The 24187-nt window shown below is 59.7% G+C and carries 35 protein-coding genes and 1 pseudogene; 22 read left to right on the forward strand and 14 right to left on the reverse strand.

All coding sequences use genetic code 11. The annotated features are described in order from the left end of the window. The first annotated feature begins 315 nt into the window (after positions 1-315). The 9 genes from HB376_RS06580 (at position 316) to HB376_RS06615 (ending at position 7394) form a co-directional block, all read left to right on the forward strand. On the forward strand, positions 316-648 hold the full coding sequence (locus tag HB376_RS06580) for a hypothetical protein (RefSeq protein WP_213762611.1): 333 nt from the start codon (positions 316-318) through the stop codon (positions 646-648). Between the two features lie 95 nt (positions 649-743). Then, complete coding sequence (locus HB376_RS06585) at positions 744-1061, forward strand: DUF883 family protein (protein WP_213762612.1); 318 nt, start codon at positions 744-746, stop codon at positions 1059-1061. A gap of 38 nt (positions 1062-1099) precedes the next feature. Next, on the forward strand, positions 1100-1360 hold the full coding sequence (locus tag HB376_RS06590; protein WP_213762613.1) for a hypothetical protein: 261 nt from the start codon (positions 1100-1102) through the stop codon (positions 1358-1360). 361 nt (positions 1361-1721) lie between these two features. After that, positions 1722-3128 carry a sigma-54 dependent transcriptional regulator gene (locus HB376_RS06595; RefSeq protein ID WP_213762614.1) on the forward strand — a complete coding sequence of 469 codons (1407 nt, stop codon included), beginning with the start codon at positions 1722-1724 and terminating at the stop codon, positions 3126-3128. 354 nt (positions 3129-3482) lie between these two features. Next, complete coding sequence (locus tag HB376_RS06600; protein WP_255631182.1) at positions 3483-3761, forward strand: hypothetical protein; 279 nt, start codon at positions 3483-3485, stop codon at positions 3759-3761. A 168-nt stretch (positions 3762-3929) separates the two neighbouring features. Beyond that, positions 3930-4193 carry a hypothetical protein gene (locus HB376_RS40795; protein WP_255631183.1) on the forward strand — a complete coding sequence of 88 codons (264 nt, stop codon included), beginning with the start codon at positions 3930-3932 and terminating at the stop codon, positions 4191-4193. Between the two features lie 199 nt (positions 4194-4392). After that, complete coding sequence (gene otsA / locus HB376_RS06605; protein WP_213762615.1) at positions 4393-5835, forward strand: alpha,alpha-trehalose-phosphate synthase (UDP-forming); 1443 nt, start codon at positions 4393-4395, stop codon at positions 5833-5835. Between the two features lie 154 nt (positions 5836-5989). Then, positions 5990-6337, forward strand: a complete 348-nt coding sequence (locus tag HB376_RS06610) for a chemotaxis protein (protein WP_213762616.1) — start codon at positions 5990-5992, stop codon at positions 6335-6337. Positions 6338-6512: 175 nt separating this feature from the next. Further along, positions 6513-7394 carry a YihY/virulence factor BrkB family protein gene (locus HB376_RS06615; RefSeq protein ID WP_255631184.1) on the forward strand — a complete coding sequence of 294 codons (882 nt, stop codon included), beginning with the start codon at positions 6513-6515 and terminating at the stop codon, positions 7392-7394. Between the two features lie 73 nt (positions 7395-7467). Here HB376_RS06615 and HB376_RS06620 read toward each other — a convergent pair whose 3' ends face one another. Beyond that, the gene (locus tag HB376_RS06620) at positions 7468-8952 is read right to left on the reverse strand and encodes an RNA polymerase factor sigma-54 (RefSeq protein WP_213762617.1); all 1485 of its coding nucleotides are present in this window, start codon (positions 8950-8952) and stop codon (positions 7468-7470) included. Between the two features lie 485 nt (positions 8953-9437). Between HB376_RS06620 and HB376_RS06625 the strand changes: the two genes are divergently transcribed. Beyond that, a complete protein-coding gene (locus HB376_RS06625) occupies positions 9438-9770 on the forward strand; it encodes a BON domain-containing protein (RefSeq protein ID WP_213762618.1) in 333 nt (110 codons plus the stop codon). Between the two features lie 197 nt (positions 9771-9967). Then, entirely contained in the window at positions 9968-10102 is a 135-nt protein-coding gene (locus HB376_RS40800; protein WP_255631185.1) for a hypothetical protein, read from the forward strand. Positions 10103-10217: 115 nt separating this feature from the next. Here the strand turns inward: HB376_RS40800 and HB376_RS06630 are convergent, their stop codons facing one another. Beyond that, positions 10218-10670: a PA2169 family four-helix-bundle protein gene (locus tag HB376_RS06630; RefSeq protein ID WP_213762619.1), complete on the reverse strand. Its 453-nt coding sequence runs from the start codon at positions 10668-10670 to the stop codon at positions 10218-10220. A gap of 239 nt (positions 10671-10909) precedes the next feature. Between HB376_RS06630 and HB376_RS06635 the strand changes: the two genes are divergently transcribed. Beyond that, on the forward strand, positions 10910-11152 hold the full coding sequence (locus tag HB376_RS06635) for a hypothetical protein (RefSeq protein WP_213762620.1): 243 nt from the start codon (positions 10910-10912) through the stop codon (positions 11150-11152). 66 nt (positions 11153-11218) lie between these two features. Here HB376_RS06635 and HB376_RS06640 read toward each other — a convergent pair whose 3' ends face one another. The 6 genes from HB376_RS06640 to HB376_RS06665 form a co-directional block, all read right to left on the reverse strand. Continuing rightward, positions 11219-11824 carry a hypothetical protein gene (locus HB376_RS06640; RefSeq protein ID WP_213762621.1) on the reverse strand — a complete coding sequence of 202 codons (606 nt, stop codon included), beginning with the start codon at positions 11822-11824 and terminating at the stop codon, positions 11219-11221. Positions 11825-11919: 95 nt separating this feature from the next. Next, entirely contained in the window at positions 11920-12276 is a 357-nt protein-coding gene (locus tag HB376_RS06645) for a DUF1488 domain-containing protein (RefSeq protein ID WP_255631186.1), read from the reverse strand. Beyond that, complete coding sequence (locus HB376_RS06650; protein ID WP_255631187.1) at positions 12273-12974, reverse strand: DUF4142 domain-containing protein; 702 nt, start codon at positions 12972-12974, stop codon at positions 12273-12275. Before HB376_RS06650 ends, HB376_RS06645 begins: the two co-directional genes overlap by 4 nt. A 61-nt stretch (positions 12975-13035) precedes the next feature. Beyond that, entirely contained in the window at positions 13036-13590 is a 555-nt protein-coding gene (locus HB376_RS06655; protein WP_213762622.1) for a type 1 glutamine amidotransferase domain-containing protein, read from the reverse strand. 118 nt (positions 13591-13708) lie between these two features. After that, positions 13709-15076 (reverse strand): MFS transporter, encoded by a 1368-nt coding sequence (locus HB376_RS06660; protein ID WP_213762623.1) that lies wholly within the window; start codon positions 15074-15076, stop codon positions 13709-13711. A gap of 131 nt (positions 15077-15207) precedes the next feature. Next, entirely contained in the window at positions 15208-15711 is a 504-nt protein-coding gene (locus tag HB376_RS06665; protein ID WP_213762624.1) for a YbhB/YbcL family Raf kinase inhibitor-like protein, read from the reverse strand. Between the two features lie 306 nt (positions 15712-16017). On the opposite strand from HB376_RS06665, the gene HB376_RS06670 reads away from it, so the two are divergent. Next, the gene (locus HB376_RS06670) at positions 16018-17475 is read left to right on the forward strand and encodes a sensor domain-containing diguanylate cyclase (RefSeq protein WP_255631206.1); all 1458 of its coding nucleotides are present in this window, start codon (positions 16018-16020) and stop codon (positions 17473-17475) included. Between the two features lie 11 nt (positions 17476-17486). On the opposite strand, the gene HB376_RS06675 is transcribed toward HB376_RS06670, so the two are convergent. Then, positions 17487-17972, reverse strand: a complete 486-nt coding sequence (locus tag HB376_RS06675; protein WP_255631188.1) for a hypothetical protein — start codon at positions 17970-17972, stop codon at positions 17487-17489. A 135-nt stretch (positions 17973-18107) separates the two neighbouring features. On the opposite strand from HB376_RS06675, the pseudogene HB376_RS06680 reads away from it, so the two are divergent. Together HB376_RS06680 and HB376_RS06685 are read left to right on the forward strand one after the other, a co-directional pair. Next, positions 18108-18329, forward strand: a pseudogene (locus HB376_RS06680) (TetR/AcrR family transcriptional regulator); the annotation flags it as partial. Between the two features lie 153 nt (positions 18330-18482). Continuing rightward, positions 18483-18650 carry a hypothetical protein gene (locus HB376_RS06685; RefSeq protein WP_213762625.1) on the forward strand — a complete coding sequence of 56 codons (168 nt, stop codon included), beginning with the start codon at positions 18483-18485 and terminating at the stop codon, positions 18648-18650. Between the two features lie 39 nt (positions 18651-18689). Here the strand turns inward: HB376_RS06685 and HB376_RS06690 are convergent, their stop codons facing one another. Together HB376_RS06690 and HB376_RS06695 are read right to left on the reverse strand one after the other, a co-directional pair. Further along, entirely contained in the window at positions 18690-19052 is a 363-nt protein-coding gene (locus tag HB376_RS06690) for a hypothetical protein (protein WP_255631189.1), read from the reverse strand. 70 nt (positions 19053-19122) lie between these two features. After that, positions 19123-19521 carry a DUF1090 family protein gene (locus tag HB376_RS06695; RefSeq protein ID WP_213762626.1) on the reverse strand — a complete coding sequence of 133 codons (399 nt, stop codon included), beginning with the start codon at positions 19519-19521 and terminating at the stop codon, positions 19123-19125. Between the two features lie 306 nt (positions 19522-19827). Between HB376_RS06695 and HB376_RS06700 the strand changes: the two genes are divergently transcribed. From HB376_RS06700 to HB376_RS06720, 5 genes are all read left to right on the forward strand, one after another. Beyond that, positions 19828-20061 carry a hypothetical protein gene (locus HB376_RS06700; protein ID WP_213762627.1) on the forward strand — a complete coding sequence of 78 codons (234 nt, stop codon included), beginning with the start codon at positions 19828-19830 and terminating at the stop codon, positions 20059-20061. A gap of 55 nt (positions 20062-20116) precedes the next feature. Beyond that, on the forward strand, positions 20117-20320 hold the full coding sequence (locus HB376_RS06705) for a hypothetical protein (protein WP_031361269.1): 204 nt from the start codon (positions 20117-20119) through the stop codon (positions 20318-20320). Positions 20321-20425: 105 nt separating this feature from the next. Beyond that, on the forward strand, positions 20426-20599 hold the full coding sequence (locus HB376_RS06710) for a hypothetical protein (protein WP_213762628.1): 174 nt from the start codon (positions 20426-20428) through the stop codon (positions 20597-20599). 26 nt (positions 20600-20625) lie between these two features. Beyond that, positions 20626-20925, forward strand: coding sequence for a hypothetical protein (locus tag HB376_RS06715; RefSeq protein ID WP_213762629.1), 300 nt, complete (start codon positions 20626-20628; stop codon positions 20923-20925). A 162-nt stretch (positions 20926-21087) separates the two neighbouring features. Continuing rightward, complete coding sequence (locus HB376_RS06720) at positions 21088-21264, forward strand: hypothetical protein (protein ID WP_213762630.1); 177 nt, start codon at positions 21088-21090, stop codon at positions 21262-21264. Positions 21265-21347: 83 nt separating this feature from the next. On the opposite strand, the gene HB376_RS06725 is transcribed toward HB376_RS06720, so the two are convergent. Further along, positions 21348-21608: a hypothetical protein gene (locus HB376_RS06725; RefSeq protein WP_213762631.1), complete on the reverse strand. Its 261-nt coding sequence runs from the start codon at positions 21606-21608 to the stop codon at positions 21348-21350. 360 nt (positions 21609-21968) lie between these two features. Here HB376_RS06725 and HB376_RS06730 point away from each other — a divergent pair, with 360 nt between their 5' ends. Further along, complete coding sequence (locus tag HB376_RS06730) at positions 21969-22199, forward strand: DUF4258 domain-containing protein (protein ID WP_346730449.1); 231 nt, start codon at positions 21969-21971, stop codon at positions 22197-22199. Positions 22200-22207: 8 nt separating this feature from the next. Then, positions 22208-22642, forward strand: a complete 435-nt coding sequence (locus HB376_RS06735; RefSeq protein ID WP_158936538.1) for a transcriptional regulator — start codon at positions 22208-22210, stop codon at positions 22640-22642. A 255-nt stretch (positions 22643-22897) separates the two neighbouring features. Here the strand turns inward: HB376_RS06735 and HB376_RS06740 are convergent, their stop codons facing one another. Together HB376_RS06740 and HB376_RS06745 are read right to left on the reverse strand one after the other, a co-directional pair. Continuing rightward, entirely contained in the window at positions 22898-23605 is a 708-nt protein-coding gene (locus HB376_RS06740; protein WP_213762632.1) for a phage antirepressor N-terminal domain-containing protein, read from the reverse strand. Between the two features lie 127 nt (positions 23606-23732). Next, a partial coding sequence (locus HB376_RS06745; RefSeq protein ID WP_213762633.1) for a hypothetical protein occupies positions 23733-24187 on the reverse strand: 455 nt, incomplete at its 5' end.

The raw sequence follows: 24187 nt of genomic DNA on the forward strand, positions 1-24187 counted from the left end.
ACGACTTAGCGCCAATGTGCTTTGCATGCGCCGGGTCCTTTCGGTGCCCTTTGTCGTTGTCCTTCCTCACACCATTGAATACACGAATCTCCACACGAATGGAGACCCCGGCCACGAGCCGGAAAGCTTCACCGATATCGCCAGGACATTACCTGTCCCGGGCGTAATTGTTACGCGTTTGACGTGGCCCGAGCCGCTGCGCTTGGCCCGCAATCAATGATCATCGCCATGACGGCATACGAGTTGGCCGAGATGGCACGAAACCTGCGACTCGCTTGGCATCTGCAATGAAAGGCCGGTATCCGGCACCAAGCCATGGAAGATTCCCTTCACTTCGACATTCCCGTGCGACCGCGTGCGCGTCCCGTCCGCCGGGCTCGCGCACAGCCGCGCGTGACCGAGCGTCCGGAACTACTGACGGCCGAACCGATCAACCTTTATCACTGGGCCGCCGTCGCGCTGGTGACCGCGTTGATGTGCGTGGTCATGGCTTGCGCTGCCGGCACGCCGACGCTCGCGCGGGCGGCGAGCGTCACGAGCGCTGCGTTTGCCGCACTCGGAGGCGTGCTGGTGCTGGGCGCCATGCTACGCGCGATGCGACTGCGGCGCTCGGAACATCAGGCGCCACTCAACACGTGGATATCGTGATGTGGGCGCAGAAGCCGCCACGTCCGGCGGGACATCTATCAGACGTATCGGACACACCGATCGTCTCAAATGTTAATGGCAAGGGGTTTCATAACATGAGTCAAACCACGGTTCAGATGTCGCTGGGCAAGCAAAAGGTCATCGAAGACATCAAGGTATTGCTGAACGATTCCGAAGAACTTGTGCGGCTTAGCGCGTCGTTGCCCGCTGAAGGCGTGGACGCGTTGCGCACGCGCTTGCGGGACCACGTCGACGCAGCGCGCAACGCGCTTGAAACAGCACAATCCAATGCGCAGGAGCGGTATCGCGCCAGTCTGGACGGCACCGTGCAATACACGCGTGACAACCCGTGGCAGGCGTTGGGCATTGCGGCGGGGATCGGCTTTCTGGCGGGCATCCTGGTTTCGCGATAACCGTAACCCCCACAACCGCGATAAACGGAGGAATCACAATGGCACGACCCAAACTCGGCCTGTTCGGTGCATTGTTCGCGATAGGCAGCGTCCTGGCCTGGCGATGGGCACAAGCACAGCGCGACGCTTCAAGACGCAATACGCGTGAACTGAACCGTTGGGAAGACGAGGGAGGCAAGGTCGTCACGCCGGCTAGCGCTTCGGCTGCACCGCCCGTGGCGCCGGTCAAGCCGTCGAACACTCCGGCCAACGGGGCGCTCGGTGGAACCCCGGAAGCGTGGCATTTTCCGCATAGCTGATAGAGAGACGAATAGAGACGCCTTTGCCGGGTCCATTGCGCAATCTCAATGCGCGACCGGAACACCAGGCTCATGCGGCAAGAGAGACTATTCGAAACGCACGCCCAGGCGTGCGTTTCATCTTGATAAAGCCTTATAATCGACTCATCCACAGTAATAAGTTCGCTATATGGCAATAATTGCGCGACGCAGTCAGGCGCCATTCGCGAAACCGGAAAGACTTTCATCTTTCGGCGTACTTGAGTTTCTCTCGGTGCCCATTCGGCCTGGCGGCGTACTGCTTTCATAGCATTGTCCCAGAGACCTCCACGACGCTTTCTGCGCCGTGTGACCCTCAACACTTTGGATAAATTCAAGACGCATGCCACACGTATTGATTGTCGATGACGATCCCAGTACCCGCGAGGCACTAGCCGCGATCATCGGCGAAGACGGACTGACAACAGCGACTGCGGGCGATTTGCGCGAAGCGCGGATTCAGCTTGTGCGCCAGACGCCGGACGTCGTATTCACCGACCTCAAGCTGCCCGATGGTTCGGGCGTCGATCTGTTCGAGGACCTTGATCCCCGATCCGGCGTGGAAATCATCGTCATTACCGGACACGCGACGGTGGAGTCGGCGGTCAGCGCGCTCAAGATGGGCGCAACCGACTACCTCGTCAAACCAATCAACATGCAGCGCGTCAAGGCGATCCTGAGCCGCCTGCCGCGTCCTGGCGACCTCAAGGCCGAGATTGGCACGTTGCGTGGCGAGCTGCGCCGCATGGGCCGTTTTGGGCTGATGCTCGGCAATTCGCCCGCGATGCAAACCGTCTATGACCAGGTCGGCCGGGTGGCGCCTACCGCGGCGTCGGTCTTGCTGATCGGTGAATCGGGTACCGGCAAGGAAGTCGCCGCGCAAACGCTTCACGAGTTGAGCCTGCGTCGCAAACATTCGTTTATTGCGGTGAATTGCGGGGCGATCTCGCCGAACCTGATCGAGTCGGAGATGTTCGGGCATGAGCGTGGTTCGTTCACCGGCGCGGACCGTCAGCACAAGGGTTACTTCGAACGCGCGAACGGCGGCACGCTGTTCCTCGATGAAATCACCGAGATGCCGATCGAATTGCAGGTGAAACTCCTGCGCGTGCTCGAGACGGGCATGTTCATGCGGGTGGGTACAACGAAGGAACTCGAGACCGACGTACGCCTGATTGCCGCTACGAATCGTGATCCGGAGCAGGCTGTGCTTGAAGGCAAGTTGCGGCTCGATTTGTATCACCGGCTCAACGTCTTTCCGATCAACCTGCCGCCCTTGCGCGACCGCGGCACGGACGTGGAGTTGCTCGGCCAGGCGTTCCTCGACGAGCTCAATTCACGCTACAACACCAAGAAGACGTTTCCGGCCGCAGTCCGCGACATGCTCGCGTCGTATCCGTGGCCGGGTAATGTGCGCGAGCTGAAGAACTACGTGCAGCGCGCGTACATCATGTCGGGCGCGGAGTCGGACAGTACCGCGGCCGTGCCGCTGCAGATTTCGCTGGCGAAGCCATCGGCGGGAACGGCCGTTACTATCCCATTTGGCACGTCGCTGGCCGAAGCGGATCGCCAGTTGATTCTCGCCACGCTTGAGCAATGCGGTGGTGTGAAGACGCGCGCAGCGGAGATTCTTGGCATCAGCCTGAAGACGCTCTACAACCGCCTGGTTGAATATGGCGATGACGCCGCGAACAAAGCGGCGATAAGCGAAGCCAGCGAAGTAGGGGACACCGACACCAGCCGCCGCTAGGTTTCAGCGTTCATGGTTTCATCGTTCATCGCGGCGTGATACCTGGCCGCTGCCGGGTATCACGCGCAGACTGAGTCAACGCCCGTCTCATTGGGACTTCGAAAGATGTCCGCTTTGGACGGGCGATTTTCGTTGGTGCGCGCGAAAGCAGCGCCGATAATGTCAGAACGCTCATGGGTTGAATGCGAGAGGCGCTTGAACCCGGGGCATGGCCCTTGCTGCGACTGAATAGCTTGGCTCGCGGGCGGTCCGGTACCTTGGCCGCAGGCGTCCGAGCTCGAGAGTCCTTGGCCGGATCGGCCGCTGCGCGCGATCCGAACGAGTGTCATCATCAAAAGATCCAGGGAGCCCGCCATGACCGATCTCGCCTCGTTTCAACGCCAATCCCGTAACGTATTGCATGTATGGCAAGTGTTGCGGGTTTCACGATCGCCGCATTTGACGCCGGTCCACGCCCAGACTCCGCAGCCGCCTGACCCGCCCTTTAATCCGGATGTACCGCCGTCGCCTCAAGAACCGCCCGACACGATTCCCGATCCGACGCGGGAGCCGCCATCACCACCGAGTCAGCCGATCGGCGATCCGCCACCGGGACCGAACGAAACGCCGCATGTTTCAGGCACGCGGCATTGAGACAGCCGGTGGCGGAAGCATTGAACATATTTCATCTTCGCTGTAGGCATTACAACGCATTAGGCAAGAATGACCGGGTGAGAGCATTGAGCCTGGTCGTTCTTGCTGGATTTTGCTGATAATCCGCCGCCGAACCCTTCTCCGACGGCCTTCTTCCTGGAGGCACCCATGAGGCACCCCGCACTCCGTCGTTCAGCACGCCATTCATCGAAGCGTGAGCCGCGGCCCGATCCAGCCAAAATGATCCCACCAGAGGCCGCTGCTGTTCCGGCTGTTCCGGCCAGTTCCGGCGACCCGCATTCGTCGCATGACCCCGCCGCGCAGAACCGACCGGCGCCGGGCGTACCACCGGACGGCGACCATAACCAAGGTGGTATCCGGAAAGAAGGGCTCGATTACCAACGGGATCTCGGGTCGGAGCAAGACGCCTGAATCGGGTTTGAAGCAGCCGGATTGAGCATGCGCGCCACCATGAAAATCTTCTGCGCGGCGCGCAACGGCCGCGTGTTTTTGTTCGTTTGTCACATTTATACACAATTTTTATTTTCCAGATTGTAAAAAAGGCACGTGTCTTGCATTGCTATTCCGATCAATTCGAACGAGCAACGACAACTGATGAGGTGAAGCAGTAATGAGCAGATTGATCGTGGTATCGAATCGTGTCGCGCCGATCCAGGAAGGCAAACCTGCTGCAGGCGGTTTGGCGATCGGCGTTCTGGACGCGCTGAAGGAGACAGGCGGTGTGTGGTTCGGCTGGAGCGGCGAGATTGTGGGCGAGGCCTCGGCGCCGGTCATCGAGAAGCGTGGCAACGTGACGTATGCGACCGTCGGGCTGACCCGGCGGGATTACGACCAGTACTACCGTGGCTTTTCCAACGCCACGTTGTGGCCGACATTTCACTACCGCAACGACCTGTCGCGCTTTGACCGCGAGGAATATGCCGGTTACGCGCGGGTGAACGAGGCGCTGGCTAAACAGCTCAAGCCGCTGCTCGAACCCGACGACATCATCTGGGTGCACGACTATCATTTGCTGCCGTTCGCGCAGGAATGCCGGGCGGCGGGCATCAAGAATCCCATCGGGTTTTTCCTGCATATCCCGTTTCCCGTGCCTGAAATCCTGCGGACGGTGCCGCCGCACGAAGAGTTGATCAAGGCGATGTGCAGCTACGACGTCGTCGGTTTCCAGACCGAGGCGGACAAGCAGTCGTTTGTGGATTACATCGAGCGCGGGCAGTTGGGGCATCTCAGCGAAGACGGGATGCTGCAGGCGCATGGACGCATGTTGAAGGTCGGGGCGTATCCCATCGGCATTTATCCGGACGCCATTGCAAAGGTCGCCGAGCAATTTTCGAATCGCAAGCCGGTGAAGAGCCTGCGCGATAGCCTGCGTGGCCGCAAGTTGATCATGAGCGTGGACCGGCTCGATTATTCGAAAGGGCTTGCCGAGCGTTTCCAGGCATTCGAACGTTTGCTGCTGCACGCGCCGGGGTGGCATGGGCGGGTCTCGATGGTCCAGATTGCGCCGCCAACGCGTTCGGACGTGCAGACGTATCAGCGCATCCGCCAGAATCTGGAAGGGGAGGCCGGGCGTATCAATGGCCGTTTTGCACAACTTGACTGGACGCCGATCCAGTATCTCAACCGCAAGTACGATCGCAGTTTGCTGATGGCGCTGTTCCGGTTGTCGCAGGTTGGGTACGTCACGCCGTTGCGCGACGGGATGAACCTCGTGGCAAAGGAATACGTGGCGTCGCAGGACCCGGCCGACCCGGGCGCGCTCGTGCTGTCGCAGTTTGCCGGCGCGGCGGATCAGTTGCCGGGCGCTCTGGTCGTCAATCCGTTCGACTTGTCGCAGATGTCCGAGGCGTTGGAGCGGGCGTTGTCGATGCCGCTTGCGGAGCGCCAGTCACGTCACGCCGACATGATGGCGCCGTTGCGTGAGAACAATCTATCGGTGTGGCGCGATTCGTTCCTGACCGATCTGCGCAGCGTGGCGACGGCTGCGTCGGTCACGAAGAAAGCGGTGAGGCAGGTGACGGAGGCGAAACGCCCGGCGCGCGTGGCGAGCTGACTGCAGAGTCAATTACAGAGCCAAGTATCGAGTTAAAAGCCTCAGACGAATCCAGCCCCGCGCCGATAAATCGCTGCGGGGCTTTTTGTTGGCGGGGTCGATGAGGGCGGAACGGGACTTGCGTCGCAGAAGACACGTTCATCAGGAGGCGATCATGAGTGGAAGCACATTGGATCAGGATGAAGAAGGTGGCGTGGAGGCAGGCAAGGGACATGGGACCGGCGCATTGGGCCCAAGCGATTCGTCCGATAGCGGCTCGGATGTGCAGGGCGAGAAGCGTTATCCGGGCGATATCGAGGAAGAACTCGACGCGCATGCGCTCGGCCAGTCCGCAGCCGAGCTGAACAGCGACACGGACCGGTATGGAACGGGCGAGATGGCGTCCGCCGATGGTGACAACAATCTTGAACCCGATTCGGACATCCTGCCGGACGGCGTGGAAGACGAGGCGCGCGCGATAGACGACGAAACCGCCGACCCGGCCAGCGACGAAGACCTTTAGGAAGCAAGCGCTGCAAAACAGCGTGCCCGTCAGGGCGCGCTGTTTTGCGCTTAAAAATAATAATAAGAAATACTAAGCAAAAAAACAAAATCAGCGACACCAATTCATCGGCAGCAGCCAAACCTCAAATCCGCGCTACCATCGCAAAAAGCAAAACTTGCGGGAGCGCCCAGCCTTGAACACAGCAGCAAGAGACCAAAGACTGAAGTCCTTCTGGTCGTGGATCCAGGACCCGATTGTGCAGTGGGCGCAGGACCACGGGCTGATGTTTTCAGCGGCGATCGCGTTTTTTGCGGCGTTCTCGCTGGCGCCGACGCTGGTAATCATCATTGCGGTGGCGAGCATCTTCTTCGGTGCGGATGCGGTCCAGGGGCGTCTGTTCGGCGAAATCGCCGGGATAGTGGGCGCCGACGCCGCGCACGGCCTGGAATCGATCGTCGCCAACGCGTGGCATGCGGACATCGCGACGCGCACCGCGATCTTGTCAGGCGTGGGCGTGCTGGTCGGAGCCTCGGCAACCTTTTCGTCGCTCCACACGGCGCTCAACGTGATCTGGCCTGCGCCCATCACGGGCACCCGGGCCAGCATCATTGCTCTTTTGCGGGTCCGCGCGATTTCTTTCGCGTTCGTCCTGGGCGCGGCCTTGCTGATTGTTGCGTTGCTCGTCCTCGATGCCCTCGTGGTCCTGGTCGGTCAATGGGTGTTGGGCACGAGCGGGCCGGCCTTCCTGATCGCGGCGGTAGCGCAGCGCGCCATTTCCCTGCTGATGATGGTGCTGGCATTCGCGGTGCTGCTCAAATTCCTGCCCAGCGCGCGCATGCAATGGCGCGATGCCGCGCTCGGTGCGTTGACCGCCGCGGTGTTGTTCGAGTGCGGCAAACGGCTCTTTGCGTTCTATCTGCAGCACGCGGGCATGGCGAATACATTCGGCGCGGCGGGGTCGCTCGCGATCATCCTGATGTGGCTGTACTACTCGGCAGCGGTATTCCTGTTGGGCGCGGAGGTATCGGCGATGATCGCGCGCAGGCGCACGCAGCAAGCCTCCGGCTGGCGATAAAAAACGCCCCTGGACATAGTCGAGGAGCGTTTTTTTCAGCCAGCTTTCCAGCCTTCAGGCCGGATCGTCTACTTCAACCGCGACGCAACTCCGCCGGCGGCACCTTCATCAAATGGCGATACTTCGCCACCGTCCGGCGCGCCACGATCACCCCCTGGTCTGCAAGCATTTTGGCGAGGCTCACATCGGACAGCGGGTCGCTGCTGCTTTCCTTCGCGATCATTTCCTTCAGCAGGGCGCGCACGGCAGCGGCCGAGCAGGTACCGCCGCTTTCCGTGCTGAGTTCGCGCGGGAAGAAGTGCTTGAACTCGAAGATGCCCCGCGGCGTAGACATGTACTTGTTGCCCGTCGCGCGGGAAATGGTCGACTCGTGGAGTTCGAGTTCATCGGCGACATCGCGCAATACCAGCGGTTTCAACGCGATTTCGCCGTAGTCGAAGAACGCCTTCTGATGCGACACAATGCATTCCGCCACGCGCTGGATCGTCGTGAAGCGTTGCTGGGCATTGCGGATCAGCCAGCGCGCTTCCTGCAATTGTTGGGCAAGCGGCGAGCGGCTTGCCCCCGCCGACTGCGCGAACAGCTCGGCATACATGCGATGAATACGCGCACGGGGCAGCACGGCGGGGTTGATCGTCACCACCCAGTTCTTCTTTACCTGCCGCACGATCACGTCGGGCACCACATAGTTGTCTTCAGCCGCACCATAGTTCGCGCCCGGTTTGGGGTCGAGCTTGCGTACCAGAGCACAGGCAACGCGCAGTTCTTCCGCGCTGCAGCCAATCTTCTTCTGCAATTCGGCCTGCTCGCGTCGCGCGAGCCGTTCGAGATAATGGGTGACAATCTCGAGTGCGACTTTGCGTCCCGGCGTTTCCGGGTCCAGCGCGTCGAGTTGCAGCGACAAACATTCGGACAAGTTACGCGCGCCCACACCAGGCTTGTCGAGCGATTGCACGAGCTTCAACGCGATGTTCAACTCATCCTCGGACAACGCCGGCTCTATATCCACGAGCTCCGACAGTTCCTGCAGATCCTGACGCAGATATCCGTCATCATCGAGTGCTTCGATGATGAGCTGCGCCACCGCCCGGTCGCGATCGTTGATCGGATAGAGCCGCAGTGTGTCGTGCAACGTTTCATGCAGCGAGGGTTCAATGCGAACCCAGTCGGCCGGGTCGGAGCCTTCGCCGTCGCCGTTATTACGCGTCGATGTTCGGCCGAACGGATCGGATGAGAACTCGTTCATGGAGTCCTCATGCGACTGGGAGTCGTTGCTCTCCGATGTGTCGGCGCTACTTTCGGCACTCATGGGGGCATCGACAGGCGCGTTCTGGTCGGTGGGCGCAGGCGTGTCGGCCATGGAGTTGCCATTGTCGGTCGACAGTGCGTTGTCTTCTGCTTGCGTCTCGTCGTACTCAAGGAACGGGTTCGTATCAAGCGCGTTGCGCAATTCCTGCTGAAACTCGAGCGATGAAAGTTGCAGCAGACGAACCGATTGCTGAAGGCGCGGCGTGAGCGCAAGACTTTGCTTGGTGCGTAGTTCGAGGGAAGGCGGCATTGCGTGTTGTTCCTCAATGTTAGGACTTTCGTGGGTCCTTAAGAGCAACAGTCATGCCATGCGCGCCGCAGAGCGCGTGAGCGCTAGGTTTCAATACGATTTTCATTCGCTGGCGCCATGCCGGGGCGTTCGATCGGCCGGCAAATGCGCGCATTTTTTACACGCGCACGGGCAAAAGCACTGCGGATAGGAAGCAGCGCCTCAGGTCTTACGTCGCGGGTAAACATCGCATGGACAAAACAGCGGGTGCGCGTTGCAGCGTACGGTCTCGACGCGGCCTTCAACGTTTCATTTGCCGGTTATCGCGGCCGGCGCGGCACGGTCTTTGCGTCTGACCTTTTACTATCCGTGGGGTCTTGGCGCTGCGGGTATGAAAACGAGCAGGGCTTTGCAGCAAAGATGCTGCGGCCGTACGAGGCGGCCTACGCTCAAATAAGACAGCGGCAACGCCGCAGTTTTTTAAACCAACTAGAAGGAGAATCACGATGAAATCGACCCAAATCCTGAAGGCAGCCGGCAGTATCGCGTGTGTCGTGTTTGCGCTTAACGTCAGTGCACAAACCGCGACGACATCGACAGGCGCCTCCACGTCGATTGGTACCAAGGTCGATGACACGGCAGTCACGACCAAGGTCAAGGCGGAATTGCTGGGCGCAAAGAATGTCAAGTCCACGCATATTCATGTGAAGACGCGTGCTGGCGTTGTGTCGCTGACGGGTACGGTGCCGTCGGCCGAAGACAAGAGCGGTGCGGAAGACGTGGTGTCGAAGGTGGACGGCGTGTCATCGGTGCGCAACCACCTGAAGATTGTAGAGTAAAGGGCCGGTGAAAAACGGACAGCGTGCTCGCTGTCCGTTTTGTTTGTATGTTGGTATCTGGTTGGAAGGGACGCAGTTTTACAGAATAATTAATAAGAAGTCCGAATATATTTAATCTTGATGTAGTCAGCCGCTCGTAACGGACCTGAGGCTTCGCTTGATCCCTATGAACCGGTTCCCGGGGAAGGGAAATTTTCATGAATCAAACGAAAAAGATTGCCTTGCCGGGTGTACCGGCTTTTGCACTCTCAAGCGGCAGGGGTGCCTCGGTTGCTGCGGTTGCGGCTGCGGCAGCAGCCGGCGGGTTTTTCTGGCGTCCATCGTCGCTTTGATGAGCATAAAAATAAATATGGATAACGAATTGTTATGCGAATTCATAAATGAGAATGCAAAAAAATCCGGCGCACCTTTCAGCGCGCCGGCGTGATTTCAGCCCACGACCCGTGGTTACGGCTTGGCAGCAGCGTATTGGTCGCGCAGATCGCGAATGCGGTCGTGATTTTCGATTACACCCTGGTATTGGCGCTCGACCACCGCCCGCACGTCCGCCGGCAGTTCCTTGTCCAACGCGTCACGATAATTTTTCTTCGCAACATCCTCCCCGCGCTCGCATTCTTCGAGGATCGCGTGATCGCTACGATGGGTCACGGCCGACTTGATGTCCACCCAGCCGCGATGTAGCGCTCCACCGACCGTCCCGCCGGTTTGCGGTTTTCCACCCAGTCGCTGGACCACATCCTGCAACTCCTGCGCACCGCGTGCACAGTCCTCGGCGCGGCCGGTAAACAGTTGCTTCAGGGTTGCGTCCTTGGTGTCTTCAGCGGCCTTCCGGAAGCCCTTCTCGCCGTCCTTCGACGTTTCAACCAGATCGTTCAGTACCGATACGATGTTAGTGCTCATATGAACCTCCTTTGAGTAATCGAAGATGGCCCGCGGTCCCCTGATTCACCGGATCGCGGTCCAAGGGAGAGACGCAACGGCTGTGCCCGATGCTCGCGCGTTCCATGCCAAAGGGCGAATGGTTTTGGGGTTAGCGGTCTGTCATCAATTCAGTAATCGCTACTAGAAAATAGAGCCAATACTTGGCACGTGGCACGGGCTTTGCACAATGACTGCCAAAACTGAATGTTGGAGAAGCAATGACCGTTAATACCCGCGAGTTTCTTGTGTTCATTGCAATCGTTACATCCGCGATCGTGCTGCAAGTGCGTCAGCACGAGATCGATGGGAGTCTCGCGGTCGCGCAATCGACGCATAAAGGCCTCTGCAACCCGGCGGCGTCAGCATTGATGAACGGTCCCCAGCGCGCGAGTTGCGAATCGACGAACGATATGCGCGGCACAAGTGCGCCATCGAGAGCACGGGTTCAACTGTGGGTGTAATTCGTAGCTTTCCTAAACATGCGAAGCAAATCAGGTCGCTCGCCAAGCGGCCTGAACCACCCAACCTTACGCACGCGGTTCCGCGAATTCCCGAACCGGCTCCGGTGGCTTGACCGGATCGAAGTCGGCCCAGCGGCCGTTTCGCCATTGACCCGATGCACGCTCGACTTCCATGCCGCCCGCATCGCGAAGAATGGCTGCTGCTTGCGCCTGCAATTCCGGGCCGACATGCACCGCGACGACAACGCCGGAATGCCTCGCGTCAAGGGCATTAGCCGAGCCATGATTTTCGGTGCTGGTCGAATCGGCGGCCGGCCGTTTGCCGGACTGCGCATGCGCCATTGCGCCGGCTAGCGATCCGACATAGGCGCCTGCCCCGGCGGCGAGCACCGCCGCCAGCCAAGGGGTTTTGAACAACACAAAAACGCCTGCGCCCACGATCGCGCCGATCACCGCGCCGATCGTGACACCTTTGCCCGCTCCCTTGCCTGCCTCTTTCGCCCCGGCATCTGCGTAGTGATCGCCGCCCGTGGCGAGCCGTGCGTGCTGTCCGCTCGGCGCCACGTAGAAAAGCGTCACATCCTCTTCGAGAAATCCGCTCGCAAAAAGACGTTGGGCTGCGGATTCGGCTTTGGGAAAGGTTTGAAACCGTCCTGCAATGATCAGAGACATGAGGACCTCCGGGAAGCGTTTATTTCAATGAACCGCCTCAATGAACCGTGTGAATGAACCGCACCAGTGAACCAATGACGGATGGAGCGCGCCGCTCATTCCGGCTCCATGCCCGCCACGCGGAACAGTCCGCTACGTAATACGACGCCCTCTCCGCCATTGCTGTCAAGCGCTTCGGCGCATACCGAGCGGATCCTCGCGCGGCCCCGTTCGAACGCCGCGAGCAGGTCGTCCTCTCGTGCAGACGCAGCGCCGAAATGATCCTCGAGCGCTTCGGCGGAAATGGAACATATCACCGGTTCGCCGTCGATCAGCGCGACGAAATGAAGGGCGAAATCGTCGCCGTCGTAGGTGGGCGCAGCGTCGGAAAACTGGATATGCATGGTCGAGTCCTCATAGGCTGGCCGAGGTTGCGCAACGGTCGAGGCGAGCGCAGCGGAGGCGGCCGTCATGATGTCACGCCCTTGAGTCTGGCGAGTTGCTGTGCCATTGCATAGTGATGCTTGATAATAGGAAGCGCCCTGGCGGCAAGGTTTTTGAGTGGCGTGTTACTGCCGTCCTTGCTCTCGGTACTAAAGACGGCCACTGCTTTCCGATGCCCGTCCACAGCCACCTGTGCAATGTAAGCCTTGTCGAAGTCCGCGCCATGCAACGACTCCAGGCTTCCCGTCACCGATGCATCCGCGCTCGGCGCCGCGGTGATGCCTTGCCGCTTCGCAACAATATCGAGGTTGCGCGCGAGCCGCGTGTGATCCGCGATCATCCGTTGCGCGAAGCTCTTGACCTGCGCATCGGACGAATTCGTCAACGCCAGCTTGCTGGCCGCGATTTCAGTTGCGCCCGCCGTGCCGGCGTCCTGCACGAACTGCTGATCGGCCGGCGACAATTGGGCTTGGGAGGAGTGGGAGGCGGCCAAGGGCGCGGACGCCGCATCGGTCGGCGCAGGCGTCGCCGCGCCGTCCGACCCCGGGCGTGCCGGCGCTACCGCGTTGCCGTTTTGCGCGCTCGCATTTATCGATGCAAAACTTGCGCTCAGTACGAGTGCTGCGATCGTGCCAGCGCCCACGCTGCGCCGTGACATTCGTAGCGCCTTCCCAGGATGCAAAGCGTTCAAACCTTGGCGAATATTCGTCGGCATCGATTTCGTCATTCGGTTCTCCGTAGCGAATCAGAACAATCGGAACAATCGGAAACAACCTGGAATCCCGCACTCAGGCCGCTTTCTTTCGCTCGCTGAGCGCTTCGATAATGACTTTGTTGAACGCAGGAAGATCGTCGGGCTTGCGACTCGTGATGAGATTGCGATCGCGATGGACTTCTTCATCGACCCATGTGCCGCCGGCATTGCGGATATCGTCCTGCAACGTCGGCCAGCTCGTCAGCGTGCGGCCCGACACAATCCCTGCCGAGATCGGCAGCCAGCCGCCGTGGCAGATCACGGCGATGGGTTTGCCGTCCTTATCGAATTGCTTCACGATGTGTTGCGCCTTCGCATCGACGCGGATCGCATCTCCGTTGACCACGCCGCCCGGCAACACGACTGCGTCGTAATCGGAGGCACGCGTCTGGTCGAAGGTGGCGTCGACCTTGACCTTGTCGCCCTTGTCGGTGTGCACGAAACCCTGGATCTGTCCCGGCTTTTGCGAGATCACATCGACTTGTGCACCGGCTGCCTTCAGCGCCTTTTGCGGTTCGACCAGTTCGGCTTGCTCGAAGCCATCGACAGCGAGAATTGCGACCCTGTAGCCATTGAGGGAATCAGCCATGAAATACGCTCCTTTATGCATTGAACGAACCGGCTCCGGTAGTCGGAGCCACGCTCGTTCAATTCAGCAAAGGGTGTGCCCAGGTGCCTGTAAGGCAGGCAAGTAGGGCACGTCGGCTTCAGGCGGTCGCGGGCGTCTTGCCGCGTGAAATCCGCATCAGGCTGACCATGGCCGCTGCGGCTGCAAAGCCCGCCGCGACGACCAGCGTAATGGTCGTGCCGTGCTGCGGCGCAATGCCGAAGATCAGCGCGACGAGCGCCGCGCCGAGCGTCTGTCCCGAGAGCCGCGCGGTGCCGAGCATGCCGCTTGCGCCGCCGCTGCGATGACGCGGCGCCGACGACAGCATCTGGCGATTGTTCGGCGTCTGGAACAACCCGAAGCCCAGGCCGCACAGCGCCATGCGCCACGCGATATCGACGGGTGCGGGATGTGCGCCGGTTGTCGCAAGCAGCAGCAAGCCGAGCATCATGAGGGCCAGCCCGACGCCGCCGAGCACGCCCGCCGAATACCGGTCGGACATCATGCCGGCGAGCGGCGCGATGAAGACGATCACCAGCGGCCACGGCGTCATCAGAAAGCCAGTCAGGACCTGGCTCATGCCGAAGGTGTTCTGCAGCAGGAACGGCAGCGAGACGAACGCGAGCATCTGCGCGGTGAACGAGCAGAAAGACGTGAGGATCGACAGCGCGAATACCGGGATTCGCAAGAGATCGACAGGCAAAAGCGGCGAGGCCTGCGTCAGTTGCCGCCGCACGAAAAAGTATCCGACCACGCCGGCCACGAGGAACTCGGCGAACACGTACGAACGATGTTCTCCGTGACCGAGCCCGTCGACGGCGGTGATCGCGAGGCCGAACACCGCCGCGTTCATCAGCGCGCTGAGATAGTCGTAGGGTTGCCGGTGTCCCGGCGTGCGCGGCAGCGCTTTCCAGCCGGCCGCGTACGCAGCGATGCCGATCGGCACGTTGATCGCAAAGAGCCACGGCCACGGTGCGATCGCGAGAACGCCGGACGCCACCGTGGGTCCGATCACCGACGAGATCGCCACCACGGAGGCGTTGATGCTGACGCCGCGGCCGAGATGCTCGCTGGGGTAGATCATGCGGATGAGGGCCGTGTTGACGCTCATGATGCCCGCTGCGCCGAACCCTTGTATCACCCGTGCAATGGCAAGGGAGGTCAGCGACCCGGAGAGCGCGCAGCCAAACGATGCGATGGTGAACAGCGCGAGTCCCGACATGTACACCCGCCGGTAACCGATCCGGTCACCGAGCGAGGCGAGCGGCAGCAGCGAGACCGTGATGGCGAGCTGATACGCGTTGACCACCCAGATCGAGTCGGCGGGACTGGCGTTCAGATTGCGGGCGATGGTCGGAAGCGCAACGTTCGCGATAGCGCCGTCGAGTACCGCGAGAGTAATGCCGAGTGCTACGACCAGGATGGCCCAATAGCGCTGGGGAAGAGGAAGACCTTGGTCTGCGTCCATCGGTAGGGAAGAGGAAGGGGGCCGCGAAGTGTAAGGCTCGCGCCTTTCAGACGGTTTACTTAAAACGCGTTCAACACGCGCAGGGCCGCGCGACGCCTTGCCAGCGGGCGCGCGCGATCCCGGTCCGGCGCTTATTTCAACTGATACAGGCCGGTATAGGTGGCCGAATCGATTTCGTTCAGATGCGTCATGAAACGGGCGACCGCGTTGGTCGTCGAGACATCGAGCGGCAGGTGCTCTGCCTTCAGCGCATGAATCCGGAAAATGTACCGGTGCGGTTTGTCGCCGCGAGGGGGCGCCGCGCCGCCGAAACCAACCGTGCCATAGTCGTTGCGCATTTGCAGCGCGCCGGCGGGCAGCAGGCTGCCGTCGGCCTTGCCGGCGTTTTGCGGCAGCGAGCGGGTGTCCACCGGAATGTTCACCACGATCCAGTGCCAGAAACCGCTGCCGGTGGGCGCGTCGGGATCGTAGACGGTGAGCGCGAGGCTCTTGGCTTCGACCGGCACGCCGTCCCATTGCAGCGCGGGCGAGATGTTTTCGCCGTCTACGCCGAATGCTTGCTGATCGAATTCATGATTCTTCGAAAGATATCCGTTGGCCGCGAATTCATCGGACCAGATGCGAAAGTCAGCCATGGGAACGTGTCTCCTTTGACAGGGTTTTAAAGGGGTTTGATATCCCGGCGCGTGGCCGGCGTTCAGCCATTCGCGCGGGCCTGTGGAGGCCGCAAGGCGTGCGGCCGTTCAGCGCCTTCGCGCAGCAAACATGCCTGAAGTCCTTCATTGTTGCTCAACGCCGCGGCGTTTGCGTCCCCTTGATTATTTCCTTCCAGCATTCTTGCGCCACGTCTGCGCATAAAATGGCGGAACCGGACAAATATCAAGCTAGATCATCGGAAAAGGATGGACATGCCGAACAACCAGGGGCGCGCTTTGCAAAGTATGGCAGCGGCATCGACGACTGCATCGAACGCGCCGGCGGACGATGCCGATATGTTCGACCTCGCGCCCGTTTCGCTGTGGCTCGAGGATTTCAGCGCCGTGCGCGAGGTGTTCGAAGGCTGGCGCGCCCAGGGCATTGTCGACCTGCGCGCTTTTCTGCTTGAAGACTTGGCGCGGATCGCCGAATGCTCGTCGCGCATCCGGCTGATCAAGGTCAACCGGCGCACGCTTTCGCTGTTCGGCGCAAAGGATATCGACCATCTGGTGCGTAATCTTGGCGCTGTTTTCCGCGACGACATGCTGCTCACCCACGCGGACGAACTCGAACAACTATGGTCCGGCAAAGCGGCGTTCGTGAGCAAGACGGTGAACTACGCGCTCGACGGCAAGCGGCTCGACGTATTGCTGAAAGCGGTGATCCTGCCTGGCCACGAAGCAACCTGGGACCGCGTGCTGGTGACCGTGGAAGACATTACGGAACTGGAAGATGTGCGCCGCAAGGCCGCGCTGAGCGAGCTTTATGCGCGCGGCCTGTTCGAGCATTCGCCTGTTTCGCTGTGGGTTGAAAACTTCAGCTCAGTGAAGGCGCTGCTGGACGATATACGTGAACGCGGGATTGTCGACTTCCGGACGTTCACGAATGTTCATCCGGAATTCGTCGAGCGCTGCATGCAGGAAATTCATGTGCTCGACGTGAATCAGCACACGCTGACCATGTTCGGCGCACCGGACAAAGCCGTGTTGCTCGCGCGTCTGGGCGATGTTTTCCGCGACGAGATGGTGAGCCATTTCCAGGAACAGCTCATCGATTTATGGGAGAACCGCCTGTTCCATCAGCGCGAGGTCGTCAACTATTCGCTGGAAGGGCAGCAGTTGCATGTGCATCTGCAATTCTCGGTGTTTCCCGGCCACGAAGCCGATTGGGATCTCGTTCTCGTCGCGCTCACCGACATCACCGCGCGCAAGAAAGCGGAGGCGTACCTGGAATTTCTCGGCAAGCACGACGCGCTGACGAAACTCAAGAACCGCTCGTTTTACATCGATGAAATGAACCGGCTGGAGCGCAAGGGGCCGTTCCCGGTGACTGCCGTCGCCGTCGACGTGAACGGTCTCAAAACCGTCAACGATCAACTTGGTCACGCGGCCGGCGACGCGTTATTGCGGCGCGCCGGCGAAGTCCTCGGCAAGGCGGTGGAGAAGCCGAGCCACGCCGCGCGCATTGGCGGCGACGAGTTCGTGCTGCTCCTGCCTGGCGTAGACGAACGCGGCGGCGCTGCGGTGATCGAAAGCATCCGGCAACTGCTTGAGGTCAACAACCAGTTCTATTCGGGCATGCCCTTGAGTTTTGCGATGGGCGCGGCCACCGCGCGGGACGGTGAGCGGCTGGAGGTCATGCTGCAACGTGCCGACGCCGCCATGTACGCCGAAAAGCGTGCCCATTACGGCACGGCCGGCTAAGCGCTGCTTCCTTATTTCGTTACCTCGTCGATACCCTGGGTCAGCGCCGGGCACGCTTCGCCGATCTCCTTTGCGTACTCGGTGGGGTTGCTGGTTTTCATCGCCGAGAAGCGGTCGACGGTGGCTTGCGCTTCCTTGTAGCCGAGATTCCACTCTCCGTCGAAATCGGGCGCGGCGGGAAAACTCTTGCGCGTCACTACTTTGAACCTGTCGATCTTCACGCGGTCGATGTGGCAGATATCGGCGGCTCCCCGTGCAATGTTGGCGCTCGTGCGCACGCCTTCGGCCGCGAGACTTTGCGGTGACGGCGGCGGCACCGCGGGATGGCCCGGCGGCAGTGTCTGAGCGGGAAACGGCTGCTGGTCGGGCGCGTTTTGTGCGTTAGCGTTCAGCGGCAGGGCGCACGCGCCACCTGCAATAACGCATGCAATCAGGGTCGGCTTGACCATCGAGTTGAAGGCCGACGCAACGCGGGCCAGGGCTTGCTTGTGAGTCATTCGATTCCTTGTGAGAGCGCGCAACCGGGTCTGCAAAATTCTGCGGAAGTATAGCGAAACCCCGGCGAAAGCCCTTGAAACAAGGGTTTTCGCGAAGAATCCGCCTGCAATGAAGGTTCGAATGAGGTCCGAAAGCGGGTCGACGCCATCGCCGAGCGCACCAACACAACGAAGCGCATGTTGTATTACTACTTCGGCAGCAAGGAAGGGTTGTACGAAGCGGTTATCGATGAGGCTTACGGCAAGATCCGCGCGCTCGGACAGTCATTGCATCTGGACACCATGGACCCGCGCGAGGGCTTGCGCGAACTTGTCGAATTCACGTTCGACTTCCACGACAAACACCGCGATTTCGTCCTCAAGTTGAGTCGGTTGCCCAACGCGAAGAACGCCCCGGCAAACAAGCCATGAGCGCCCTAGAACAAGCGAATTAAATCCCCTGCCCACGCCCCGATTCCGGGCGCTTGACCTATGCTTGAATCATGGTAGTCGACCGGAATGGAGGGCGCCATGGAGGGTTTGGCGAATATCCTCGTTGGTCTCGCGGCGCTCGCCGCGCTCGCGATTGCGGTGCTCGCGCACGACTGGCGTGACGAATTCCGCGACCGCATGCTCGGCCGCCGCAGTCACGGCGGCTTTGGCACGTTACGCGACTGGTGGCTTCGGCACCGGCATTGAGCGTCCATGCGATATTTCGTGCGACCTGCTTACTCCTGCTTACGAGCGGTCTTTCGCGAACGGACGAACCGGGGCCGGTTGCAGGACCATGCGTGGCACGGGCTGAATTGGCGGTGTTGCGTCGGGGCTGAATCCGGGCGCGGTATCGAGTGTCCGGTTGCCGGCTTCGTGGGCGTCGATCTGCAGATACAGCCGATGAACCGTCTGGATCTGCGTATGAGAAAGATGCGAGCTTCGCGCGACCAGCGCAAGCCGCTCACGCCAGTAGGTGGGCGGCATGATGGGGCACAACGCGTCGTCAATCAATGAACGCCGCAGCACCAGCTCGAGGTGCGTCAGTTCCTGGTCTGCCAACAGCGCGGAAGGCGCACCCTGGAGTTTCATATCGATGAAGGAGTTCATCAATGCCTAACGGCAGCGATGAAAAAAACTTTAGCGAACTCCTGGCCGGTACGAATCCTTCGTAAGCGGTTTATTGAATGGGTCTTGCCACTGCCCGGTCCAGATCGGCGCGCGCCCGGTTCACCTTGCGCTCCCAGGCCGCTATGTTCAGCTGATCCGTGCCCTTTTTCCTGGCGCGCGCCAACTCCGCTTCCCAGTCACGCAAACGATTCCTGGCCTCGGCCACGGCACTGTCGTGGCGTCTCAATGCGTCTGCACGTTTTTGCGCGATCGCGTCGGGCGTGCATTCGGCGTTGGTCTTGTCGAGTTCGGCTTGCAGCGCGTCGAGTTGCGCCGAGTTGTCCTGATTCAGCGCGGTCGCCATTTGCCTTTCGAGGGTCTGGCGATGGGCATCGCACGCATCGGTTTCCTGTGAGGCGTGAGCGGTCGACAAACACAAGCTTAAGGCGACAGCGGCAAGCAATTTCATAGCGGAATCCGTGGCTGGCGAGATTGGGCAGGGGCAAACGGTGTCTAAACGGTATTTAACTTGTACAAGGTGTCCGCTTGCTCGGTCGGGACGGGACGGGGCGGGGTATTGGGTATTGAACTACGCTCGCGCTCCGTTCGTCCGGCCAAGGTCGGCGTATTTTAACGAGTTTGCGAGGACCGATGGGGCCAATACGACGGCCCTGCGTCCGCTCAGTAACGCCTGGTCGCGTATTCACGCGGAACGCGTCTTGCGCGAACCTGCTGGAACGGGCCAACCGTTTACATTTTTGCGAGGAATACGCCGATGCGTTTCGATTACAAGGGTTTTCACATCGACTGTCGCTCACGACACGATCAAGATGGCTTGTACTACGCGCAGGCTCGCATGATCCGCATGCCGGCAGCGGACGACGCGCATCCGGAAAAGCACGAGTCAGGCGACATAGACGCGTTCGATAACGACGGCGATGCCATCGCGTGCGCGCGGGCTTGGGCGCTCGACTGGTGCGACGAGCACGAAGCGGCAGGGCGAGGCTGACGGCAAGCCTCGCGCGTCATCATGCTAGGATCGCGTCCTGCCAACGGGAGAAGTCATGCGTTATATGCACAATGAACATGTCATCGACGTGTTCGTCGAACAACGCGGCACCCGCTGGGACTGGTCCGTGCAGGCGGGCAGCTTGCCGCTCAAGACGAATGCGGGCGAGATGGCGCCGACCAGCAATGTCGCTGAAAACGAAGCGCTTCATTGGGCGAAGCGTGAGTTGAACCGACGCTTTCCGGTCGAGCCGGAATGACAGGGTAGTGGGTCTAGCTTGTTCACGCGTGCTGCCTGGCGCTGCGATTTAATACACGGGTAATACGGGCTTAAAGTTCCTTGCATCGGCGCCGTTAGTGTTGGCATGGATACCAAAGAACCCTCCCCCGAAGCCTCTCGCGCTCTCATCCGAGCTGCGGGTGAAACGCTCGAACTGATCTGCCGCCTGCGTGGGGTCGATATCGAAGAGCTCTCCGACGACGAGCTTGGCGAGTTCTTTTCCAACGCACTGGGCGATGACATCATCGGTCCGTGGTGATTGGGGCGGACCGCTGCGAATCTGCCATGGATGGTGCGGCGTGGTTCTTCAGTCTTTCAGTCTTTCGGCGAGGCATTAAAGCCCGGTCGACCCGTGCCCTTATTGCGCTCGTGAATCCAGATAAACACGCCTATACCGATACCCGTAGCGCACTCAATGCCGCCGACGAAGCGTTGGAACTGCTTTGCCGCCTGAGGCAGATTCCGGTCGGCAGTTTGTCCGATGCGCAATTGGGTGAATTCTTTTTCAACGCACTTGAAGATGAGCTTGGCGGCGGCGCCTATTTCGGTGGGCGAATCCAAGGATCGTTTCTGGCATCGATGTGACCGGCGCTCGCAATGGGCGTCAGGTGTTTTATGTAAGACACCAGGGCGAAAATTGCTTACGACGTATTACCTTGGCATCTCAGGATCCGGATTGACTCGGCCAGTCGAAAATATCGTGCGTTTGGGTCTAAAGTTTTTGCAATAGTGGCCGTTAGCGGATGCATGGACACGACCAACCCCACCGCCACCGCGTTTCGGAATCTCGTCATTGCTGCTGACGAGACGCTCCACGTGCTTTGCCGCCTGCGCGGTATTACGCTCGACGATTTGTCGGAGGACGCGCTGGAAGCGTTTTTCTTCCAGGCACTCGACGACGAATTCTGGGTCGGTGCGCGGTAAGTAGCGTTAAAGCGCGGTCAGTAGCGGAGCGCGCTGATATCCGCCGGCATCGAACGGCGGCTTGTTCCTTTCTTCCTTCTTGTCTACGCGAGCAGGTCTGGCCGCGCTGTAAACCGCGGATCGGCTAGCCACGCAACAAACTCGTCGCGCCATTGCTCGAAAGCGTTCTCGTCCAGGTCGAACACTTCATCGACATGGCCGGCATCGCGCAAGTAGGCGCCCACTACCTGACGCCCGTCCCAATAAGCCACTGCGAAATCGGTCAGGTCCGCGGTCATGCCGCGCGGCTGGTCGCGAAGCAGCATGTTGAGTTGAGCCTTGAAAACGGTGAAGGTCGTGGCCATGGTGGGGTCCCGAAGAAAAATCGACACGCGGCGAGGCGAAACAGGGCTCGCTAAGAGTAGCGCTTTCCGGGGCCTTCGTGCATTGGGAAGCGTGGTCTACGTCGCTTACGCGCGGGTTCGCGGCGTTGTCGGGACAGATGCAGGAAATGCCGCAAGACCGCGAGACGATAACGGCAGAGAAAAGCCCCGCCGGCATCCACAGCCGGCTCGAGTGGGTTGACACCCGGCGATATTTAAGTCGCTTACATTCTTGTTGATACCCATAATAATTATGGGTATTGTTTCCAGCCCACGCCCTTCCGACTGAACGATCAAAGCTTGAGGCGCTTGATAAGCGACGCAGCTAAAGACACGTCTAGCGTGTTTTTCACGCCGCATTCGAAGAAGCGGATGAAGAAGCGGAAAATTTCGCTGACGCAAGTGTATGACTGCCTGCGCAATGGCCTGGTAACCGAGCCCTCGCACACGAACATTCATGGGCACTCGCAATGCACGCTTACGAGGAGAAATGCTGGCGATGAGGTTCGGGTGGCTGTCGCGCTAGAGCGCGCTGAGAATGGCGATTGGGTTGTTGTGTTGACTATTTTTTGAGGTAGACGATGTACCACTACACAGAGATCGGGCTTCAGAACGTGTGGCTGGAAAACGGCTACAACGAGCGGAAGACCCCATACGGAAAGGCCATTTCAATTGAAGACGCTGATGGGCTGCACAAAGCCATCGGGCGGGCGGTAGCTTGCAAGAGCCACCTGACGGGCGCTGAATTCAGATTCTTGCGCAAGGAGATGGATTTGTCCCAGCACGGCGTTGCGGATCTCCTTGGCACGTCAGAGCAGACTGTTGCGTTGTGGGAGCGGCGCGGCAAGATTCCGAAGACCGCAGACCGTATGATTCGGGCGATCTATTTAGAATCAGTTGATGGCAATGTAAAGCTCAAAGAACTCATTGGTCGCATCGCTGATCTGGACCGCAAGGAAGACCAGAGAATGGTTTTCCATGACACGGATGCGGGATGGTTTCCGCGAGCGGCATAGCTAGGGCGGCCAGCGATGGGGGCTCGACGCATGCGAGGTTTTTGGAAATCGTTGGGTAGTACTGGGAACTAAGATGGTCCCCCGGCAGAATTCACGGACTTAACGTTGATAAGGCTTTCAGTGATGTCTTGGGAATTTATACCCCTAAAGATACCCCTCAATAATTATGGTCGTGGGATTACCGGTGAGATCCAAGCCGACATAGCCAGAACCTGAAGCCTGGTTGCTTCGGCGAAGCTCCCAGACGTCCGACCGTTAATCGTCGGTTGGTCCTAACCGCGAATGCACGAGGCCCGTCAGAGGCAACTGAACATGACCGCCCACTATATCCTCACGGTTTTGCGCGATCTGCTTCCAGTCATTGGGCGTATCGAGGTGAGATAGAAGTCGTCGTCCAAAATCTGCAGCGTTGTTAGCTTGATCGCAGGTCATCGCGCGGAAGCTTAGTGTGCCCGCGTAAAGCTGCAGAACTTTATAGGCTGCGCTGTAGGGTACGTGACGGTCAATGACAAGCTCCGTCGCAGACCTAAGAGCATCTGCGCGATCCGTCAGCGTGCTTCGGGCGCTCCCAGTACGCGCTTGGGCAGGATTGACGGCGATTCCGGTATTCCAATATCGCCAAAGCGCGTCGTCGCATTCGGCTTGGTACTGGGCTACTCGATCGCGCAACTCCGGACGAATTTTCCCGATATTGAGTGAGTGAAGCCAGCCCGGGAGCTTTCTTACAGCGAGGCAGGACATCAGCCGGCTCTTGCCATCTTCCGCAACCATGGTGATTTCCACCATAGTTGATGCGAAGCGCTGTTTGACTTTCACGTGTTGGCTCTTCCAGTTAAGCCCCATGCCATCGACAATTGGTTTCATTGGCGTGTAGGGTTCACCGTTGTATTCAACGACGTAAAGCTCAGCACCGTGAAACGGCACTTTAATTTGGCGCGTCGGCGCCTTGGTGGTAGTATCCACGCGTTCGTCCTAGTAGATTGAACATTAAGCCTCTGCCGGATCCGCCAAGATTACCGGTAGGGGCTTTCCCGCTTTAAGCGCGGTAACTTCTCAAAGTTGTTGTCTGTTCGCGATTACCCTCCGTAGCCTATGCGGCATCCTCGTCCTCATCCGGCGCATTCTTCCGCCACTCAATGTCATCGGTAAGGTCCATCGGGATAGCGATGGGATCTTCCTCTTCGTGGACGCTGTTCCAGTGATCCGCGTCCAACGAAAGCTGAACGCCATCGCCGACCATCTGCTCACGCCGATTGATTAACGACTTTTGCATTTGATGTCGTGGAGCTTCGTCAATATCGATCCACAGCGTGAGCTGTACACCTCCCTGGCTAACCGGCAGCGCATGGTTGGCGCGGTATGGCTTTCCAGTCTTAGGGTCTCGGCGAAACTCTTGTCGTGCAGCCTGTGTGAACTCCGTTGCCAACATGTCGAACGGATCTTTGGGCTTGGGCAGGGGCCATCCGCGCTGGTGGGCGAACTTGGCAACCTTCTTCATATCGACTTCGTGTTCGCCAGTTGTTTCTTTGTACAGGCGAATCAAGT

The organism is Caballeronia sp. dw_19, assembly GCF_018449515.1.
In the GTDB taxonomy this organism is placed as follows: domain Bacteria; phylum Pseudomonadota; class Gammaproteobacteria; order Burkholderiales; family Burkholderiaceae; genus Caballeronia.

Bases quoted from the DNA above. Each gene is read 5' to 3' on its own strand.
- HB376_RS06725 (WP_213762631.1), bottom strand. From the start codon at position 21,608: ATGGCCACGACCTTCACCGTTTTCAAGGCTCAACTCAACATGCTGCTT.
- HB376_RS06715 (WP_213762629.1), top strand. From the start codon at position 20,626: ATGGATGGTGCGGCGTGGTTCTTCAGTCTTTCAGTCTTTCGGCGAGGC.
- HB376_RS06595 (WP_213762614.1), top strand. From the start codon at position 1,722: ATGCCACACGTATTGATTGTCGATGACGATCCCAGTACCCGCGAGGCA.
- HB376_RS06665 (WP_213762624.1), bottom strand. From the start codon at position 15,711: ATGGCTGACTTTCGCATCTGGTCCGATGAATTCGCGGCCAACGGATAT.
- HB376_RS06735 (WP_158936538.1), top strand. From the start codon at position 22,208: ATGTACCACTACACAGAGATCGGGCTTCAGAACGTGTGGCTGGAAAAC.
- HB376_RS06600 (WP_255631182.1), top strand. From the start codon at position 3,483: ATGACCGATCTCGCCTCGTTTCAACGCCAATCCCGTAACGTATTGCAT.
- HB376_RS06710 (WP_213762628.1), top strand. From the start codon at position 20,426: ATGGATACCAAAGAACCCTCCCCCGAAGCCTCTCGCGCTCTCATCCGA.
- HB376_RS06660 (WP_213762623.1), bottom strand. From the start codon at position 15,076: ATGGACGCAGACCAAGGTCTTCCTCTTCCCCAGCGCTATTGGGCCATC.
- HB376_RS06620 (WP_213762617.1), bottom strand. From the start codon at position 8,952: ATGCCGCCTTCCCTCGAACTACGCACCAAGCAAAGTCTTGCGCTCACG.
- HB376_RS06630 (WP_213762619.1), bottom strand. From the start codon at position 10,670: ATGAGCACTAACATCGTATCGGTACTGAACGATCTGGTTGAAACGTCG.
- HB376_RS06635 (WP_213762620.1), top strand. From the start codon at position 10,910: ATGACCGTTAATACCCGCGAGTTTCTTGTGTTCATTGCAATCGTTACA.
- HB376_RS06690 (WP_255631189.1), bottom strand. From the start codon at position 19,052: ATGAACTCCTTCATCGATATGAAACTCCAGGGTGCGCCTTCCGCGCTG.
- HB376_RS06675 (WP_255631188.1), bottom strand. From the start codon at position 17,972: ATGACTCACAAGCAAGCCCTGGCCCGCGTTGCGTCGGCCTTCAACTCG.
- HB376_RS06640 (WP_213762621.1), bottom strand. From the start codon at position 11,824: ATGTCTCTGATCATTGCAGGACGGTTTCAAACCTTTCCCAAAGCCGAA.
- HB376_RS06650 (WP_255631187.1), bottom strand. From the start codon at position 12,974: ATGACGAAATCGATGCCGACGAATATTCGCCAAGGTTTGAACGCTTTG.
- HB376_RS06645 (WP_255631186.1), bottom strand. From the start codon at position 12,276: ATGACGGCCGCCTCCGCTGCGCTCGCCTCGACCGTTGCGCAACCTCGG.
- HB376_RS40795 (WP_255631183.1), top strand. From the start codon at position 3,930: ATGAGGCACCCCGCACTCCGTCGTTCAGCACGCCATTCATCGAAGCGT.
- HB376_RS06705 (WP_031361269.1), top strand. From the start codon at position 20,117: ATGCGTTATATGCACAATGAACATGTCATCGACGTGTTCGTCGAACAA.
- HB376_RS06655 (WP_213762622.1), bottom strand. From the start codon at position 13,590: ATGGCTGATTCCCTCAATGGCTACAGGGTCGCAATTCTCGCTGTCGAT.
- otsA (WP_213762615.1), top strand. From the start codon at position 4,393: ATGAGCAGATTGATCGTGGTATCGAATCGTGTCGCGCCGATCCAGGAA.
- HB376_RS06580 (WP_213762611.1), top strand. From the start codon at position 316: ATGGAAGATTCCCTTCACTTCGACATTCCCGTGCGACCGCGTGCGCGT.
- HB376_RS06625 (WP_213762618.1), top strand. From the start codon at position 9,438: ATGAAATCGACCCAAATCCTGAAGGCAGCCGGCAGTATCGCGTGTGTC.
- HB376_RS06695 (WP_213762626.1), bottom strand. From the start codon at position 19,521: ATGAAATTGCTTGCCGCTGTCGCCTTAAGCTTGTGTTTGTCGACCGCT.
- HB376_RS06700 (WP_213762627.1), top strand. From the start codon at position 19,828: ATGCGTTTCGATTACAAGGGTTTTCACATCGACTGTCGCTCACGACAC.
- HB376_RS06720 (WP_213762630.1), top strand. From the start codon at position 21,088: ATGGACACGACCAACCCCACCGCCACCGCGTTTCGGAATCTCGTCATT.
- HB376_RS06685 (WP_213762625.1), top strand. From the start codon at position 18,483: ATGGAGGGTTTGGCGAATATCCTCGTTGGTCTCGCGGCGCTCGCCGCG.
- HB376_RS06670 (WP_255631206.1), top strand. From the start codon at position 16,018: ATGGCAGCGGCATCGACGACTGCATCGAACGCGCCGGCGGACGATGCC.
- HB376_RS06590 (WP_213762613.1), top strand. From the start codon at position 1,100: ATGGCACGACCCAAACTCGGCCTGTTCGGTGCATTGTTCGCGATAGGC.
- HB376_RS40800 (WP_255631185.1), top strand. From the start codon at position 9,968: ATGAATCAAACGAAAAAGATTGCCTTGCCGGGTGTACCGGCTTTTGCA.
- HB376_RS06610 (WP_213762616.1), top strand. From the start codon at position 5,990: ATGAGTGGAAGCACATTGGATCAGGATGAAGAAGGTGGCGTGGAGGCA.
- HB376_RS06585 (WP_213762612.1), top strand. From the start codon at position 744: ATGAGTCAAACCACGGTTCAGATGTCGCTGGGCAAGCAAAAGGTCATC.